The 15353-nt window shown below is 59.7% G+C and carries 16 protein-coding genes and 1 tRNA gene; 13 read left to right on the top strand and 4 right to left on the bottom strand.

The genetic code is table 11. The features are described from left to right. Positions 1–96 precede the first annotated feature (96 nt). On the bottom strand, positions 97–2271 hold the full coding sequence (locus BSU04_RS01045; RefSeq protein ID WP_089158857.1) for a malate synthase G: 2175 nt from the start codon (positions 2269–2271) through the stop codon (positions 97–99). 257 nt (positions 2272–2528) lie between these two features. On the opposite strand from BSU04_RS01045, the gene BSU04_RS01040 reads away from it, so the two are divergent. The 11 genes from BSU04_RS01040 to BSU04_RS00990 all read left to right on the top strand — a co-directional run bounded on the left by BSU04_RS01040 (position 2529) and on the right by BSU04_RS00990 (position 11267). Further along, positions 2529–3233 carry a glutathione S-transferase N-terminal domain-containing protein gene (locus BSU04_RS01040; protein WP_089158856.1) on the top strand — a complete coding sequence of 235 codons (705 nt, stop codon included), beginning with the start codon at positions 2529–2531 and terminating at the stop codon, positions 3231–3233. A 703-nt stretch (positions 3234–3936) separates the two neighbouring features. Then, positions 3937–4029, top strand: a complete 93-nt coding sequence (locus tag BSU04_RS48670; RefSeq protein ID WP_373452781.1) for a hypothetical protein — start codon at positions 3937–3939, stop codon at positions 4027–4029. 193 nt (positions 4030–4222) lie between these two features. Then, positions 4223–4573, top strand: coding sequence for a nitrate reductase cytochrome c-type subunit (locus BSU04_RS01030; protein WP_306427165.1), 351 nt, complete (start codon positions 4223–4225; stop codon positions 4571–4573). Between the two features lie 211 nt (positions 4574–4784). Further along, the gene (gene ccmA, locus BSU04_RS01025) at positions 4785–5480 is read left to right on the top strand and encodes a cytochrome c biogenesis heme-transporting ATPase CcmA (protein ID WP_089158854.1); all 696 of its coding nucleotides are present in this window, start codon (positions 4785–4787) and stop codon (positions 5478–5480) included. A 212-nt stretch (positions 5481–5692) separates the two neighbouring features. After that, entirely contained in the window at positions 5693–5881 is a 189-nt protein-coding gene (locus BSU04_RS01020) for a heme exporter protein CcmD (RefSeq protein WP_089158853.1), read from the top strand. Continuing rightward, complete coding sequence (gene ccmE / locus BSU04_RS01015) at positions 5878–6363, top strand: cytochrome c maturation protein CcmE (protein WP_089158852.1); 486 nt, start codon at positions 5878–5880, stop codon at positions 6361–6363. Before BSU04_RS01020 ends, ccmE begins: the two co-directional genes overlap by 4 nt. Further along, complete coding sequence (locus BSU04_RS01010; RefSeq protein ID WP_089158851.1) at positions 6360–8405, top strand: heme lyase CcmF/NrfE family subunit; 2046 nt, start codon at positions 6360–6362, stop codon at positions 8403–8405. The genes ccmE and BSU04_RS01010 overlap by 4 nt, the downstream gene beginning before the upstream one ends. Next, the gene (locus tag BSU04_RS01005) at positions 8402–8941 is read left to right on the top strand and encodes a DsbE family thiol:disulfide interchange protein (RefSeq protein WP_089158850.1); all 540 of its coding nucleotides are present in this window, start codon (positions 8402–8404) and stop codon (positions 8939–8941) included. The genes BSU04_RS01010 and BSU04_RS01005 overlap by 4 nt, the downstream gene beginning before the upstream one ends. Next, positions 8934–9170 carry a hypothetical protein gene (locus tag BSU04_RS01000; RefSeq protein WP_089158849.1) on the top strand — a complete coding sequence of 79 codons (237 nt, stop codon included), beginning with the start codon at positions 8934–8936 and terminating at the stop codon, positions 9168–9170. Before BSU04_RS01005 ends, BSU04_RS01000 begins: the two co-directional genes overlap by 8 nt. After that, positions 9167–10396, top strand: coding sequence for a c-type cytochrome biogenesis protein CcmI (ccmI, locus tag BSU04_RS00995; protein ID WP_089158848.1), 1230 nt, complete (start codon positions 9167–9169; stop codon positions 10394–10396). The genes BSU04_RS01000 and ccmI overlap by 4 nt, the downstream gene beginning before the upstream one ends. A gap of 100 nt (positions 10397–10496) precedes the next feature. After that, on the top strand, positions 10497–11267 hold the full coding sequence (locus tag BSU04_RS00990; RefSeq protein WP_306427164.1) for a ribonuclease HI family protein: 771 nt from the start codon (positions 10497–10499) through the stop codon (positions 11265–11267). On the opposite strand, the gene BSU04_RS00985 is transcribed toward BSU04_RS00990, so the two are convergent. Then, positions 11207–11938, bottom strand: a complete 732-nt coding sequence (locus BSU04_RS00985; protein ID WP_089158847.1) for an SDR family oxidoreductase — start codon at positions 11936–11938, stop codon at positions 11207–11209. The two genes, BSU04_RS00990 and BSU04_RS00985, sit on opposite strands and share 61 nt — an antisense overlap. Before the next feature lie 409 nt (positions 11939–12347). Between BSU04_RS00985 and BSU04_RS00980 the strand changes: the two genes are divergently transcribed. Next, the gene (locus tag BSU04_RS00980; protein WP_089158846.1) at positions 12348–13880 is read left to right on the top strand and encodes a peptide MFS transporter; all 1533 of its coding nucleotides are present in this window, start codon (positions 12348–12350) and stop codon (positions 13878–13880) included. Between the two features lie 94 nt (positions 13881–13974). Further along, positions 13975–14051 (top strand) — tRNA-Met (locus tag BSU04_RS00975). A 602-nt stretch (positions 14052–14653) separates the two neighbouring features. Here BSU04_RS00975 and rpsU read toward each other — a convergent pair. Continuing rightward, positions 14654–14866 (bottom strand): 30S ribosomal protein S21, encoded by a 213-nt coding sequence (rpsU, locus tag BSU04_RS00970; protein ID WP_006999077.1) that lies wholly within the window; start codon positions 14864–14866, stop codon positions 14654–14656. A 158-nt stretch (positions 14867–15024) separates the two neighbouring features. Then, positions 15025–15353, bottom strand: a 329-nt coding sequence (locus BSU04_RS00965; RefSeq protein WP_218827215.1) for an IS66 family transposase, incomplete at its 5' end; no start/stop codon positions are given.

The following is a 15353-nucleotide window of genomic DNA, read 5'->3' as shown; positions in this document are numbered from 1 at the left end:
GGATTATAGCAAACTCCCGCGTCTGTGCCAGCCCCCTTGTCGAGAAGAGGTTATCGAGGTTGGAATCCGGCGGCGAGGCGACTCGCCACCTATCACTCACCCCTGCTGCTTAACTTCCAGCCGGAACTTATGCAGCAAAGGCTCCGTGTACCCACTCGGTTGCGCACGCCCCTCAAAAACCAGCGCCTTCGCCGCCTTGAAAGCCAGCGACGTTTCGAAGTGCCCAGCCATCGGCTGGTAATGCGGGTCGTTGTCGTTCTGCTTGTCGACGACCTTCGCCATGCGCTCGAATGTCTCGTTGACCAGCGCTTCCGACACCACCCCGTGATACAGCCAGTTCGCAATATGCTGGCTCGAAATCCGCAGCGTCGCGCGATCTTCCATCAGCCCGACATCGTGGATATCCGGCACCTTCGAACATCCCACGCCCTGGTCGATCCAACGCACCACGTAACCCAGAATCCCCTGCGCGTTGTTCTCGATCTCCTGGCGAATTTCCTCATCCGTCCATTGCGCCTTTTCGACGACAGGAATTGTCAGCAGCCCATTGAGCAGTTCGTCACGTGCGCCGCTGTAACCAGTCTTCTCCAACTCCTGCTGCACAGCTTGCACATCGACCTGATGGTAATGCAGCGCATGCAGCGTCGCGGCGGTCGGCGAGGGCACCCACGCCGTATTCGCGCCCGCTTTCGGATGTGCGATCTTCTGCTCGAGCATCGCGTGCATCAGGTCGGGCATGGCCCACATGCCCTTGCCGATTTGCGCACGCCCACGCAAGCCCGAACTCAGTCCCGCGAGCACGTTATTGCGCTCATAAGCCGTAATCCACGCCGACGACTTCATGTCGCCCTTGCGCATCATTGGACCGGCTTCCATCGCGCTGTGCATTTCGTCGCCGGTGCGGTCGAGGAAGCCCGTGTTGATGAACGCCACCCGCGCCGAAGCCACTGCAATGCACGCCTGCAGGTTGACGCTGGTGCGCCGCTCCTCGTCCATGATGCCCATCTTGATGGTGTGACGCGGCAGGCCGAGCAGGTCTTCCACGCGTGCGAACAGCTCATCGGCGAACGCGACTTCGGCTGGGCCGTGCATCTTCGGCTTCACGATGTAAATCGATCCCGTGCGCGAATTGAGCTTGTTTTGCAGGTCGTGCATCGCACCGAGCGATGTCATCACGGCGTCGAGAATGCCTTCGGGAATCTCGTGCCCGTCGCGATCGACAATAGCCGGATTCGTCATCAGATGCCCGACGTTACGGATGAACAGCAGCGAGCGGCCATGCAGCTTCACCGTCGAGCCATCGGGCGCGGTGTATTCGCGATCAGCGTTCAGGCGGCGCGTGAAGGTCTTGCCGTTCTTGGTGACTTCCTCCGCGAGATCGCCTTTCATCAGGCCGGTCCAGTTGCGGTAGAGCTCGACCTTGTCGGCGGCATCGACGGCGGCAACCGAATCCTCGCAATCGATAATGGTCGAGACCGCCGCTTCCATCAACACGTCCTTCACATGCGCGGCATCGGTCTTGCCGATGGAGTCCGTCGCGTCGATCTGGATCTCGAAGTGCAGGCCATGATGCTTGAGCAGCACTGCCGAAGGCGAGCTGGCATCGCTCTGGAAACCAATGAACTGAGCGGGCGATTTCAACGCCGACGAACCGTTTTTCAACGTGACGACGAGCTTGCCGCTTTCCACTCGATACGCAGTGGCATCAACGTGAGAACCGTTGGCGAGCGGCGCGGCTTCATCAAGGAACGCGCGGGCGCGGGCAATCACCGCTGCCCCGCGAGCCGGGTTGAATTGCTTGGTGCGTTCGGCGCCATCCGTGTCGGGAATCGCGTCTGTGCCGTAGAGCGCGTCGTACAGGCTGCCCCAGCGCGCGTTCGCGGCGTTGAGCGCGTAGCGCTGGTTGGACAGTGGCACCACAAGTTGCGGTCCGGCTTGTTCAGCGATTTCCGTATCGACGTTCTCGGTCGTGGCCTGCACGGCCGCGCTCGCCGGCACGATGTAGCCAATGCCTTCCAGAAACGCGCGGTACGCTTTCAGGTCCCGAACCGGTCCCGGATTCGCCTTATGCCACTGGTCCAGTTCCGTCTGCAAGCGGTCACGTTCGGCTAGCAGCGCGCGGTTCTTCGGGGCGAGGTCGTGAACAAGGGCGTCGAAGCCTTTCCAGAACGCCTCGCTCTCTATACCGACGCCTGACAGCGCTTCGTCATCGACGTACTGGCTCAACTCGGCTGCAACCTGCAATCCGTTTCGCTTGATCATTTGACTCATGGGTAACTCCAGCTCTGTTTGAATTCTGTCCGCGTAAAGCGTTCGAAGCCTTGCAGCAATGTATTGCCATGTTAACGCTTCTTGATTGCTTCGATCCGGTTCCGGCGTAGGCGATCACCTCGACACAGCCGCGGCGCGTCAAGACAAGAACCGCGGGAATGACTATATTTGTCGTCCTGTGCGTCGAAACAGGCCAGTAAACCGCTTCGACGAGGCTTTGATGCCGCAACCTTGCCGCTTTTGTCTAAAGGATAACCATGACCGATTTGTCCGCTTTCCCCATCACAGCAAAATGGCCTGCGCAGTATCCCGAGCGGATTCAGCTCTATTCGCTGCCGACACCGAACGGCGTCAAGGTCTCGATCATGCTGGAGGAAACCGGGCTGCCGTACGAGCCACATCTGGTGAGCTTCGAGACCAACGACCAGATGTCGCCGGCGTTTTTATCGCTGAATCCGAACAACAAGATCCCCGCAATCCTCGATCCCAATGGCCCGGATGGCAAGCCGCTGCCGTTGTTCGAGTCCGGCGCGATCCTGATCTATCTTGCCGACAAGACCGGTCAGTTCATCCCGCAGGATGCGGCCGGCCGCTATGAGACGATCCAGTGGGTCATGTTCCAGATGGGCGGCATTGGCCCGATGTTCGGCCAACTCGGTTTTTTCAACAAATTTGCCGGCAAGGACTACGAGGACAAGCGCCCGCGCGAGCGCTACGTGGCTGAGTCGAAGCGTCTGCTCGGCGTACTCGAGCAACGGCTGGAAGGGCGCGAATGGATCATGGGCGATACCTACACAATCGCCGATATCGCAAGCTTTCCGTGGATACGAAACCTGATCGGCTTTTACGAAGCGGGTGGGCTGGTCGGTATCGAAAACTTCCCGAACGTCAGGCGTGCACTCGATGCGTTCGTTGCCAGGCCGGCGGTGGCAAGAGGGCTGAATATTCCGAAGCGGGGGTGAGGAGGCTTGCGAACCTGCTGAAGTGTGTTTGCGACAAAGGCGGCCGTTCGCCGCCTTTGTTAATCTGTACATTGAACAATGACATGTCGGGGTGCGCCCACACTTGGGCAGCGCTTCTCCTCTGGCAGAACGTTTGTCAACCGGCCGCGATCGCCGATCTTTAACCAAGTTATCAAAAAATCACCGATTTATCAAAATTTCACTAAGCGGGATTTTATTTGAATGAGATTTCACTTGATTTACTAACCAGGGATATAACGACGCCCGTATTTCATAATTAGTTTTAACTGCAACAATCACCCGTTACTCGCATGTCCCCAAAACAATAAATCCCTTGACGCCTTCCCCGCGTGCGCCAACAATTACTCCCACTGCATCTCAAAAAAACCGGACTTTGATCGCGCAGCTTCTCGTATTAATAACCATGACGGGAACCGAAACTCCCCTTCGAAAGACGGAAGAGCACCGTAGCTTCCTCTTTCTGGCCATCATCGTGGTTACTGTTCGTGGTTCTCGGTCGTGGTTCCTGTATTAACCATCATGTTTGTAAAAATGCATTCGTTGAGTTCGTTTCAATTTCCGAGTCACATATTGCGGGAATTGTCGTGCATGCAAGCCAATCGGATCTTGAAAATATCAAGCAGGCTATTTCACTTCTACCGGGTCCGAGATTCACGTAACCAGTCCGAAAGGAACATTAATCGTGACCCTGGAGGCACGCCGCTCAGTTGACATCGTCGATCAACTGAATGCCATTCATGCGCTCCCGGGTGGTTATTCGGATTCGCTTGTTTAACGGCATCACGAGGATATTGAAGTGCTCGATCAGGAGATTCGTGATGAGCCTGACGCGTCGAAGCTTTATTAAGCAGACGGCGGCCGGCGTCTACCCAGCCGGTGATTCCTGCCGAACCGTTTCACGACGCCATGCGCGGCACAACGCTGAACGATGGTGAGGCGAAACAGCAGTTGATTGCACCTATCGAAAAATTAAGGATGTCATCCGTGGCCGCGCCCATGCACAGCAGCCGCCGACGATCCCGCACAAGATCGACGGCTATCAACTCGACAAGAACGCCAACCGCTGCATCGCGTGCCACGCGAGGAGCCGCGCGGCCGAGAGTGGGGCCGAGAGTGGGGCCGTGCCCATCGGCGTATCGCATTACCTCATCCGAGACAACGTCACGCTCGGAAGCCTCTCGCCACGGCGCTATTTCCGCACGCAGTGTCATGTGCCGCAAGCCGATACGAAGCCGCTTGCCGGCAACACGTTCAAGGATGCGGAAGATGTGCGCGTCGCGCCCGGGCCTGCCGGGCCGAACGCGGCCGGCAAGAGGTAGGAGTGTGCGATGTTCGGCCTGATAAGGCGTTACTGGCAGACGATCAATCGTCCGAGCACCGCGTCAGCGCTTTCTCGGCACGGGCGAGAAGACGTGTATCGATTGGCACAAGGGTATTGCAGACGAATTGCCGGACATGAATTACCGGACATGACTCAGGCAATGCGAGATCAACAGCTGCGCGAAGCGCGTTCACATTGAGAGGTCTACGATGAAGCGGAACACGTTTATCCCGTCGGAATTTTCCTCGGCAAGATCGGGCGATGCACTTTTGTCTGTCGACAAACTGGCCTTCGACCGCGGTGGAGAAAGGCTCTTTAGCGATGTCGGGTTCGACGTTGACGCCGGCCAGGTGCTCCAGATCCACGGCCCGAACGGCAGCGGCAAGACCACGTTGCTGCGCGTGCTCGCGGGTCTGTTGCAACCGAGCGCGGGCACGGTGCGATGGCGCGGCAAAGACGCGCAGGCACGCCCGGAAGTGTGGCGCCACTCTCTCGCCTATCTCGGGCATCTGAACGGTATCAGCGACGATCTGACCGCCGCCGAGAACCTGACCTTCAGTTCGGTGCTGGGCGAAGTCGCCGAAGAGCGAGTAGAGGTGCAGGAGAAAGCGCTCGAGAGCGTGGGACTCGACCGCTACCGGCACGCGATTGTGCGTGGCCTGTCTGCAGGACAGAAGCGCCGGCTCGCCATTTCGCGGCTGTTGCTGGAACACAAGCCGCTGTGGTTGCTCGACGAACCGGCGGCAGCGCTGGACGAAGAGTCGGCCGGCGTGCTCGAACGCTGCATTGCGGGACATCTGGAGCGAGGCGGCATCGTATTGATGACCACGCACAAGCTCATCACCACCGCGCCTTCGGCCACCCGCAATCTTTACTTCGAACCATGCGGCCGATGTTCCGACTGACGGCGCGCAACGTGCAGCGTGAACTGTCCATGCCCGGTGCAGCGGTGGTACACGCGGCATCCTGGCGCATCGCTTTCATTCGGCAGTGGCGTATCGATGGGCAGCTCCATGCTCACAGGTCTCGTTGTGATGATGCTGGCGTTCTCGTCGTACGCGATTGCCATGGCGCTCGCGCGGGTGCGGCGGATTATCGATGAACGAGAGGCAACGTGATGAACATCATGAACGACTTGACCGGTGGCGATGGCGATCTCTGGTATCTGTGGGTCGCGTTCGACATCACTTTCCTCGTGCTCGCCATCGAGATCGCAATCACTGTCGGTTCGAACTGGCGGCAGCGAAGGCGCGGACATGTCGTGCAGCCGCGCACGCGCGGCAGCACGTTGACGGAGAAACCGTGAAAGGGCGCGCGCGGCGCGCGTGCATTGTCGCCGCCGGGCTTGTGGCGCTCGGCGGCGACACCGCGCTCGTGTTGAATGCGTTGAACGCCAACGTGATGTTCTTCGTCACGCCTGCGCAATTCGTCTCGGGCAGCATGAAACACGCAGCACGAGTGCGCGTAGGCGGCCTGGTGCAGCGCGGTTCGGTTGAACGCGATGCCAGCGGCTTGACCGTGCGTTTCATGATCTTCGATACGGCTCGAGAGATTCCAGTGCTTTACCGTGGGCCGCTGCCTGACCTGTTTCGCGAAGGCAGTGGCGCGGTGGCGCAGGGCAGGTTGTTGCCGGCCGGCGTGTTCCTGGCGGATCAGGTGCTGGCCAAACACGACGACAAATACATGCCACTGGACGTCGCTGAAGCCATCAAACGCGCGCGTTCCACGTTGGGTGTATCGGTGACCGCAGCGGACACTGCACTTGTTCCGGCAGGAGTCACCCGATGATCCCGGAACTCGGCCAGTTCGCACTGATAGTCGCGTTGCTACTCGCCATCACGACCGGCGTGTTGCCGCTTGTCGGCGCGGCCCGCGGAATCACGGGTTGGACGCTAAGCGCGTCGCTTGCGCGCGCCCAATGCGCATTCGTCACGATGGCGTTCAGTTGCCTGGCGATTTCGTTCATGGGCAACGATTTTTCGGTGGCGTATGTCGCGTCGAATTCCAATTCGATGCTGCCGCTCATCTACCGCTTCGCAGCGGTCTGGGGCGGCCATGAAGGTTCGCTGTTGCTGTGGACCTCTCTGCTCACGTGGTGGATGGCAGGGGTAGCTGTGTTCAGCAAACAGCTTCCCATACCCATGGTCGCACGCGTGCTCGGCGTGATGAGCTGGATCAACGTGGGGTTCCTGGCGTTCATGCTCTGGACCTCCAATCCGTTCACACGTCTTTTGCCACCGGCAATGAATGGCCGTGATCTCAACCCGTTGCTGCAAGACCCGGGCATGGTCTCGCATTCGCCCATTCTTTATATGGGGTATGTCGGCTTCGCAGTAGCATTCTCATTCGCCATCTCGGCGTTGTTGTCGGGCGAACTCGATGCCGCCTGGGCGTGCTGGTCGCGCCCGTGGACCACGGCCGCTTGGGCCTTCCTCACGTTGGGCATCATGCTCGGCAGCGGCTGGGCGTACTACGAACGTGGATGGGGCGAATGGTGGTTCTGGGACCCCGTGGAGAACGCTTCGTTCATGCCGTGGCTCGTCGGTACGGCGCTCATGCACTCGCTCGCCGTCACCGATAAACGCGGCAGTTTTCGCGCGTGGACCGTGTTGCTTGCCATCTGCGCGTTTTCGCTGAGCCTGCTCGGCACGTTCCTCGTGCGTTCGGGCGTCATTATGTCGGTGCACGCATTCGCCTCTGATCTTACGCGCAGCATTTTCATCCTCACGTTCCTGTCGATAGTGGCCGGCGGCGCGTTGGTATTGTTCGCATGGCGAGCGCCGAAGATCGGACTGGGTCCGGGATTCGCAGCGATATCGCGTGAATCATTGCTGTTATCGAACAACGTCTTGCTGATGGTCGCGGCCGCTTCGGTATTCCTCGGCACGTTCTATCCGCTCTTGCTCAATGTGCTCGGGCTCGGGAAGAGCTCCGTCGGTGCGCCGTATTTCGATGCGGTGTTCGTCCCGTTCATGACACCCGTCGTATTCCTGATGGGTATTGGACCGGTTGCGAGGTGGAAGTCCGCGCGCCTGCCCGATATTCTCGTGCGTTTGTGCTGGGCGGCGTTAGTCAGCGTGGCCTCCGCGATTGCGTTGCCATGGCTCGCGGGCGGATGGAAACCGATGGTCGCGCTGGGCATGCTGCTGGCGGTATGGAGCGCGACGTCCGTGCTCACTGCGCTCGCCGGACGTATCGGGGAGCAGGGTGGACCCTGGATCCTGCGATTCTTTCATGTGCCGCGCGGGTTCTACGGCATGCTGGTCGCGCACTTCGGCATCGGGATTTTTATTGCCGGGGTGACACTGGTCAAAGGCTACGAAACGGCAGGCGTTGCGCGGCTCGATATCGGTCAATCGATCGAGGCCGGCGGCTACACCTTTCGCTTCGACGGCACGAAGCCGGTCGACGGTCCGAACTATCGTGCACAGCGGGCGAACATAGTGGTGAGTCGCGAAGGGCACGTGATCGCGGTGATGCGTCCGGAGAAACGCTTCTTCGTCGTGCAGAAAACGACGATGACCGAAGCCGCCGTCGACCGCGGCGTGTTCCGCGATCTCTACGTCGCACTCGGCAATGCAGCGGAAAACAGCAACACCGCGTGGACCGTGCGCGTGCAGATCAAGCCGTTCGTCGACTGGATCTGGGCGGGGTGTTTGTTGATGGCGATCGGCGGTGTGTTGGCGGCAAGCGATCGGAGGTACCGGCTGGCCGTGCGTGAGCGGCGGCAGGCTGCATCGGGTGCACCGCATGTGCGTATTCGAACCCAGGCGGCTATCGCGGCGGCGAACGTAGCGAACGTAGCGAACGCCAAGGAGACGAGATCATGAAGCGCTTCCTGCTCCCGCTGATTTTCTTCGCGGGCTTGAGCGTAGTGTTGGCCGCGTCGCTATCGAACGATCCGAGACGGGCACCGTCAACATTCGTCGGCAGGCCAGCGCCTACGTTCGACCTGCCGCGTCTCGATGCCCCAGATCGGCAGCTGTCTCCTGAAGCGTTGCGTGGCCAGGTATGGGTGATGAACGTTTGGGCCTCGTGGTGCGAATCGTGCCGTGATGGACATGCGGCACTCATGGCGCTCGCGGCTAAGAATATCGTGCCTATCTACGGGCTCGATTACAAGGATGAACCGGACGCCGCACGACAGTGGCTCAAGCAGGCGGGCGACCCGTATATTGCATCGATGATGGACCGATCGGGGAAGACGGGAATCGACTATGGTGCGTATGGCGGGCCTGAAACGTTTGTGGTCGACCGGCGTGGTGTGATCCGCTTCAAACGCTCGGGCCCGCTGACGCAAGCCGCACTCGACACGCAAATCCTGCCGCTCGTGCGAAGCCTTCAAGGCGAGGGCAGCGATGAATAGGGTCGTGGTCGGGTTGTGTTGCGTGTTGGTGATGGGTGTGATCAGCGCGGCCGCTAATTCCGGCGTCGTGGTGATTGCCGAAGCCAATGTCAGCGCGCAGGGAACCGCTACCCGTCCCGCCGACGCTGACGCACAGGTTCAAACCAACGCTCGAGCGCAAGCTGCCGCCAGCACGAGCACCGGCCTGCAGCAGCAACGCGCCAGGCATCTGCTGGGCAACCGGCCATGATTACCTTCTGGATCATTGCCGCCGTGATGTTGATAGCGGCCGTCCTGTGCGCAGCCGTGCCGTTGATGCAGCGGGAAAGTGCAGCCGGTGTATCGAGGGCTCGCGCGCTGAGCGTGTCGCTGTATCGGCGGGAATTGGCTGATGCCGGCACGGATCTGGGCATGGGTGCGTTATCGCGAGACCAATATGCAGGCATGCGTAGCGATATAAAACAGCGCTTACTTGCCGATACCGCCGGTTCGCCTTCGCTTGCACGCTGGTCCACGCCGCGTACGGCTACACGCGCCGCAACCTGTGCTGTCCTGATTGCGCTTTTCCCGAGCGCGGCGTGCCTGCTGTACCTGAAGCTCGGCGAACCGGCCGCGCTCGAGCTGGACAAGTCGCTTGACGACTCGCTGGGGTTCTCGCGCGACATGTCGTCGATGTCGATGGAGATGATGGTGTCGCGGCTCGCGTTTCGTCTGCGCGATCATGCGCCAGATCCTCGCGATGCCGCCGCCTGGGCCACGCTCGCGCGCTCGTACACCGTGCTCGAGCGGCCCGCGGACGCCGTCGCAGCCTACGCGAAGGCGATTGCACTCGATCCGGGCGACGCACCGCTGCGCGCCGATTTCGCCGATGCCATCGCCCGTGCCGGCGACGGCCGGCTCGCCGGGCGAGCATCGGAGGAGATCGCGGCGGCGCTCGCCATCGATCCCGCTGATCCGAAAGCGCTTGCGTTGGCGGCGTCGGCAGCGTTCGAAGCGCGGGGTTATGCCCGCGCGATCGGGTATTGGCGAAGGCTGATCGCGACGCTCAAGGCGGGTTCGCCCGAGGCTATGAAGGTGCAAAAGAATATCGATGAGGCCGTGGGCTTGAGCGCAGTTACCGTGGATATTCGACTAGCCGATGCCGTGCATATCGCATCCGATGCAGCGGTAATCGTGACAGCTCGCACGAGCGACGTACCGGCTTCGACGAACCCGGCGAGTGCGCTCAGCGCGGCGGTCCTGCCGAACACGTTGCTCGCCGAGCGTCGGTTGGCCGCAGGTGAACTTCCCACTACGATCGTTCTCGACGACTCGCTTGCCATCAACGCAACCGATACGCTCTCGGCACACCAGCAGGTTGTGGTGGACGCGCGGATTGTTTCGGCATCGGGCGCGAACGACCTGAGCGGACGAGGCGACGCCAGGGGATTGGAGAATCGACGCGCGAGCGTGGTGATCGCGGCGCCATCGCCATAGGCGCTTCATATCAAGCGGCAACGTTCTCAGCGTTCCGATTTCTGACCCGCTGCAAAAACTTGTTAAGCTCGGCGTTCGATCACTTCATTCGATCACTTTAATGCCCGGCATGTTCGAGTTCGAAGAGCTATTGCTGATTGCCTACAAGAAGGAGCGTGCGACGAGCCGGCGCTTGTCGAAGCTCACTTCGCTCTCCGCTCACGCCGCCTTGATGCAGACGCTGGAAAAGTCCGCCGGCACGGGGACACTTGAGGAGCTAGTGAGCGCACGGCATCGGGAAAGGGCGGCGACGGAACAGGCGCGACACCATCGTGAGCAAGAGCGCGCAGTCGCGCGCGCGGCCAGAAAAGTGCGGCCTGCTGTCCGTGATGCCGTCGCCTGGCACGCCTGGTTCGACGGTTCGGCGCATCCGAATCCTGGCAAGATTGGCATTGGCGGTGTGCTGGAGGGCCCGGACGGCGACGTCGTGAAAATCAGCGCGCGGGCCGGTCACGGTGACAGCTGCGAGGCAGAATATCTTGCGCTGATCGCGGTGCTCGAAGCCGCGGTATCACGAAAGCCGGCGCCGGCCAAGCTTGTGATTCATGGCGACAGTCAAGTTGTAATTGAAGACGTGCTTCGCGACGAAGCCAGCAGTGCGCCCGCGCTAAGCACCTACGCGGCGCAGGCGCGCGGTCTGATCGCACAACTCGCCGATGTTCGCCTTCAGTGGATTCCCCGCGCCCGCAACACAGCCGCCGATGCGCTCTCTCAGCACGCAGTTCGGGGCGATACCCATGCAGACGCTCGTCTAGACGCTCACGCAGACACTCACGACAGGTCGCGTACGTCCACCACGGGCGTGTCGCCGAACGTATCGCTCAACGCGTAGTCGAGCACCTTTCGCGCAGCGTCGGCCGGGGTGGAAAGCTGGCCGTTGCGTTTGAGTTCTTCGAATTTCTCCCGCAACGGAAAGTGCTCCAGACCCATGCCGCGAATCTCGGCTTGCATGTCGGTATCGACCACACCGGGTGCAACGCTGCATATTCTCAACGCCCGGTTGTTGTCCAGCGCGACCGCGCGTGCGTGATGATCGAGCGCTGCCTTCGTCGCGCAATAGATGCTCCAGCCGGGATACGCGTTGCGCGCCGCGCCGCTCGATATATGCACGATACGTCGATCAGCCGCCGCCGGGCTTGCTGCCGCCACTGCTGCCGACAACATCAATGGCGCGGCAACATTCAGGCTCACCGAGTGCCCGATCGCGTTCACGTCCTGCCCTTCAATTGCCCCAACCGGCTGCAACATGCCGGCATTGTTGATCAGCAGGACGGTATGCGCGCCATCGACAAACCGGGCGAGCGTTTCAGTCCCAAGCCATTCGCCGAGCGCCGCGGCATTCGCGAGATCGAGTTCGACTTCCTGCAAGAGGGGCAAAGCGGGCGTGTTGCTGCGTGTGCGCGATACCCCGAGCACGGCGATACCGCGTGACAGCATGTGGCTGGCCAACGCCGCACCCAGACCGCGTGTATGACCGGTGAGAATCGCCTTGATAGTGTTCATGTTGACGCAACCTGAGAATGAAATGAAGACACAAAGTTACCACGAGTTTACAAAAAGGCAGTGGACCGGTGTCGTACCGACAAATAGATCGTTATACGAAATTATTTAAAGTAAAAAAACGTATCCAATCCGAAGAGCAATTGACGATATTCAATCAATAACATCGCAAACGTCTCTATCGTGTCATTCGATTTTCAACCTCCTCCTTAATCTCAAAAAACTTAACGCTGTATGTGCAAGCCTTTGTCACACATTTATGGAGGTTACTGGGATAATCGCGACTTCCCATGTATCGGACTCCTGTATTAATGAACAAACTGCGTTTCTTGTTCCATATCGCTTGTCAAGCGCATGGGTCGCGAACGGTTCAGAGCCAGGGGACGCCGTCCAACCCTATCGAGATTGACCCATGACTCCACATCCGTCCGGCGCGTCTCAGACGCGCTCGTTCACGACTGTTTTCCTCATCGAGATGTGGGAGCGTTTCGGTTATTACGGCATGGCAGCATTACTCGTGCTGTTCATGATCGACAAGCTGGGTTTCGCCGATTCCCACGCGAACCTCACATGGGGCGCGTTCACCGCGCTCGTCTTCTCGGCGCCGGCAATAGGCGGCTGGATTGGCGACAAGGTGCTGGGTGCGCGGCGCACGATGATCTTTGGCGCGTGCGTTTTGGCATCGGGATATCTGATGCTCTCAATTCCGTTCGATTCATTGGGGTACCTGTACGCGGCGCTTGGTGTGATCGTGGTCGGCAACGGCCTCTTCAAGGCGAACGCGGCGAATCTCGTGCGGCGCATTTACGAGGGCGATGACGCGCGCCTCGACAGCGCGTTCACCATCTACTACATGTCAGTCAATATCGGCTCGACCATTTCGATGCTCGCCACGCCGTGGATCAAGGATCATTGGGGCTGGCACGCCGCCTTCGCCGTGTGTTTTGCGGGCATGGTGCTGGGCTTGATCAACTTCATGGTGATGCGGCGCACGGTCGGGCACATCGGTTCGGCTCCTGACGACGAGCCCATGATGTTGAGCCGCTTTGCAGCGGTCGCGGTGGGCAGCGTGGCCTTGGGCCTCGCGACGGTATTCGTGCTGCAGAACGAACACGTGGCGGCGATCTGCGTATACGCGGCGGGTGTCGCCGTTCTCGTGATCTTCGGCTGGATGCTTTTGAAATGCGATCGGAGCGAACGCTCCGGTCTGCTCGCGGCGTTGATCCTCACGCTGCAGGTCATCCTGTTCTTTATCTTTTATCAGCAGATGTCCACCTCGCTGACCTTGTTCGCGCTGCGCAACGTGGACGCGTCGTTCACGCTCTTCAACGTGACCTTGTTCTCATGGAGCGCGGCGCAATTCCAGGCGTTGAATCCGCTGTGGATCATGCTGCTCAGTCCGTTCCTCGCGATCGCTTATACGCGGCTCGCGAATAGCGGCCACGATATCCCCATCGCCGCAAAGTACGCTCTGGGTTTCATGGTGGTCGCGCTGGGCTTTTTCGTGTTTGCGTTCAGCGGCCGTCATGCAGTCGATGGCCGTGTTTCGTCGTGGTTCATGGTCAGCGGCTACGGGCTCTATTCGCTTGGCGAACTGCTGGTGTCCGGGCTGGGTCTCGCGATGATCGCCCACTATGTGCCCGCACGCATGAGCGGCTTCATGATGGGAGCCTATTACGTCGCGACGGGTGTGTCGCAGTATCTGGGCAGTGTGGTCGCCAACTTCGCGCGCATGCCTTCCAACGACCTGGGTTCGCTGCAATCGCTGCCGCTTTATACGAAGCTTTTTTTCGGGCTCGGCTGGCTCGCGGCGGGCGGGGCTGCGGTGGCAATCATTTTGCTGCCGCTGTTGAGCCGGTTGTCGCGGGAACATCGGCGTTGTGTGGAAGCGGTACGTCGTGGAACTGATCCGTACCCACGGGCGAAGCCGGCATCGCTGCAATAAATCATCGCTGCAATAAATTCAACGCATTCGCATTCGATATCAATATTCTTCGATTCGGTTTGACCTGACATACCCTTAGCGCTATAATCTTTTTCGCGGGGTGGAGCAGTCTGGCAGCTCGTCGGGCTCATAACCCGAAGGTCGTAGGTTCAAATCCTACCCCCGCAACCAAAGATTCAACGCATAAAGCCCGGTCTATCCGGGCTTTATGCGTTTACGTCTGCTTATGGTCGGACGCTCGGACGGTCAGACAGCGCGTCGATGAGTGAACATCCAGCGTAGAAGCGAACGGAAGAACACATGTGAGGAAGCGCACGAAGCACACGAAGCACACGAAGCCCACACGACATGAATCGTGCAGGCGTTCGAATTCTGGATGCATGGGCGAGGTCGATACAGTTCTCGATGCCCTGAGACTGACCACCGTTCAACGGAAGTAGCGCAGGGAGGCATGGAGCGCATTTTCTATTTCCGCGCGATCCATTCATGCGGGCGAGCCGTCATGATCGATTCAGCAAGTGCGCTTCAAACGATGCTCATTGCGACTGCCACTTTGGCTTCGCACGGGTGCGCCTCGATGGGCGAGGCGCTTCATGGATTGATTCGAGGATCGGGCCACGAATTGGCCGCCGGGCTGGGACGCTTGGGCCGGTATCTGGGGGTGGCGCACTTATCCGGCATGTCCCCGGGCCCTATCGAACAAGCCCCCGGCTACTCGGCGCTTCGATCGAACTTGATCGACCTGCAAGCCGCCGTTCAGACGTGCAACAACATCAATAGAATTTCTTGGGCAACTGCGCGCGACGGATCTGCTTGCGCAGGCGAGCAACAGCAGCAGCTTTCTTGCGCTTGCGCTCGGTGGTCGGCTTTTCATAGGCCATACGCGACTTCAGTTCCTGAATCAGGCCGGTACGTTCGACGGTGCGGCGGAAGCGGCGCATGGCGACGTCGAAAGGCTCGTTCTCTTTCAACAATACTTTAGTCATTGATATCTCAGTTGGTCTGGCCCTGCCAGAAAATCGGGCGAAACGCAATTGTACACTTTTCGGAGCATCGATTACAGGCTGCTGAACAATGGGACGCGCTTCGCCGTCCGGAAATGTCGTAACTTCTCAATAACCCGGGGCGAGCGCCAGCATGCTGTTCAAGCAGAGAGGGCGATGCGTTGTTCGAGGAGATGAGGCAGGAGGGGAATTTGATCGCTGCAAGAAATGCGGTCTGTCAGATACTCCCAGAACGAAATGTTCAGCTTGCGGCACGTCGCCTTTAGACTCGAGAACGTATCGCGGCATTGTCGGCCGAGCTCGCTGCGCGTGCCGCCACTGATCTTTCGTTTTTTGACCTGATCGCGAATGTCGCGCTCACTGCCATTGGTATGCAGCGGGACCTCAGGACGCTCCAACACCAGCAGCAACTCGGACTTGTTCATGTGAATCCGTCTGAGCAAACGATCGAGCGTCGCATAGAGGGTCT

Origin of the sequence: Caballeronia sordidicola, from assembly GCF_002220365.1 — a bacterium.
GTDB lineage: Bacteria > Pseudomonadota > Gammaproteobacteria > Burkholderiales > Burkholderiaceae > Caballeronia > Caballeronia sordidicola_C.
The sequence above is the reverse complement of the archived record's forward strand: the minus strand, read 5'-3'. Positions and strand labels throughout refer to the sequence as shown.

What these genes read in the sequence shown, in the direction of transcription:
- BSU04_RS01045 (WP_089158857.1), bottom strand. Translation starts at nt 2,271, where the DNA reads ATGAGTCAAATGATCAAGCGAAACGGATTGCAGGTTGCAGCCGAGTTG.
- BSU04_RS01040 (WP_089158856.1), top strand. Translation starts at nt 2,529, where the DNA reads ATGACCGATTTGTCCGCTTTCCCCATCACAGCAAAATGGCCTGCGCAG.
- ccmA (WP_089158854.1), top strand. Translation starts at nt 4,785, where the DNA reads ATGAAGCGGAACACGTTTATCCCGTCGGAATTTTCCTCGGCAAGATCG.
- BSU04_RS01020 (WP_089158853.1), top strand. Translation starts at nt 5,693, where the DNA reads ATGAACATCATGAACGACTTGACCGGTGGCGATGGCGATCTCTGGTAT.
- BSU04_RS01010 (WP_089158851.1), top strand. Translation starts at nt 6,360, where the DNA reads ATGATCCCGGAACTCGGCCAGTTCGCACTGATAGTCGCGTTGCTACTC.
- BSU04_RS01005 (WP_089158850.1), top strand. Translation starts at nt 8,402, where the DNA reads ATGAAGCGCTTCCTGCTCCCGCTGATTTTCTTCGCGGGCTTGAGCGTA.
- BSU04_RS01000 (WP_089158849.1), top strand. Translation starts at nt 8,934, where the DNA reads ATGAATAGGGTCGTGGTCGGGTTGTGTTGCGTGTTGGTGATGGGTGTG.
- ccmI (WP_089158848.1), top strand. Translation starts at nt 9,167, where the DNA reads ATGATTACCTTCTGGATCATTGCCGCCGTGATGTTGATAGCGGCCGTC.
- BSU04_RS00990 (WP_306427164.1), top strand. Translation starts at nt 10,497, where the DNA reads ATGCCCGGCATGTTCGAGTTCGAAGAGCTATTGCTGATTGCCTACAAG.
- BSU04_RS00985 (WP_089158847.1), bottom strand. Translation starts at nt 11,938, where the DNA reads ATGAACACTATCAAGGCGATTCTCACCGGTCATACACGCGGTCTGGGT.
- BSU04_RS00980 (WP_089158846.1), top strand. Translation starts at nt 12,348, where the DNA reads ATGACTCCACATCCGTCCGGCGCGTCTCAGACGCGCTCGTTCACGACT.
- rpsU (WP_006999077.1), bottom strand. Translation starts at nt 14,866, where the DNA reads ATGACTAAAGTATTGTTGAAAGAGAACGAGCCTTTCGACGTCGCCATG.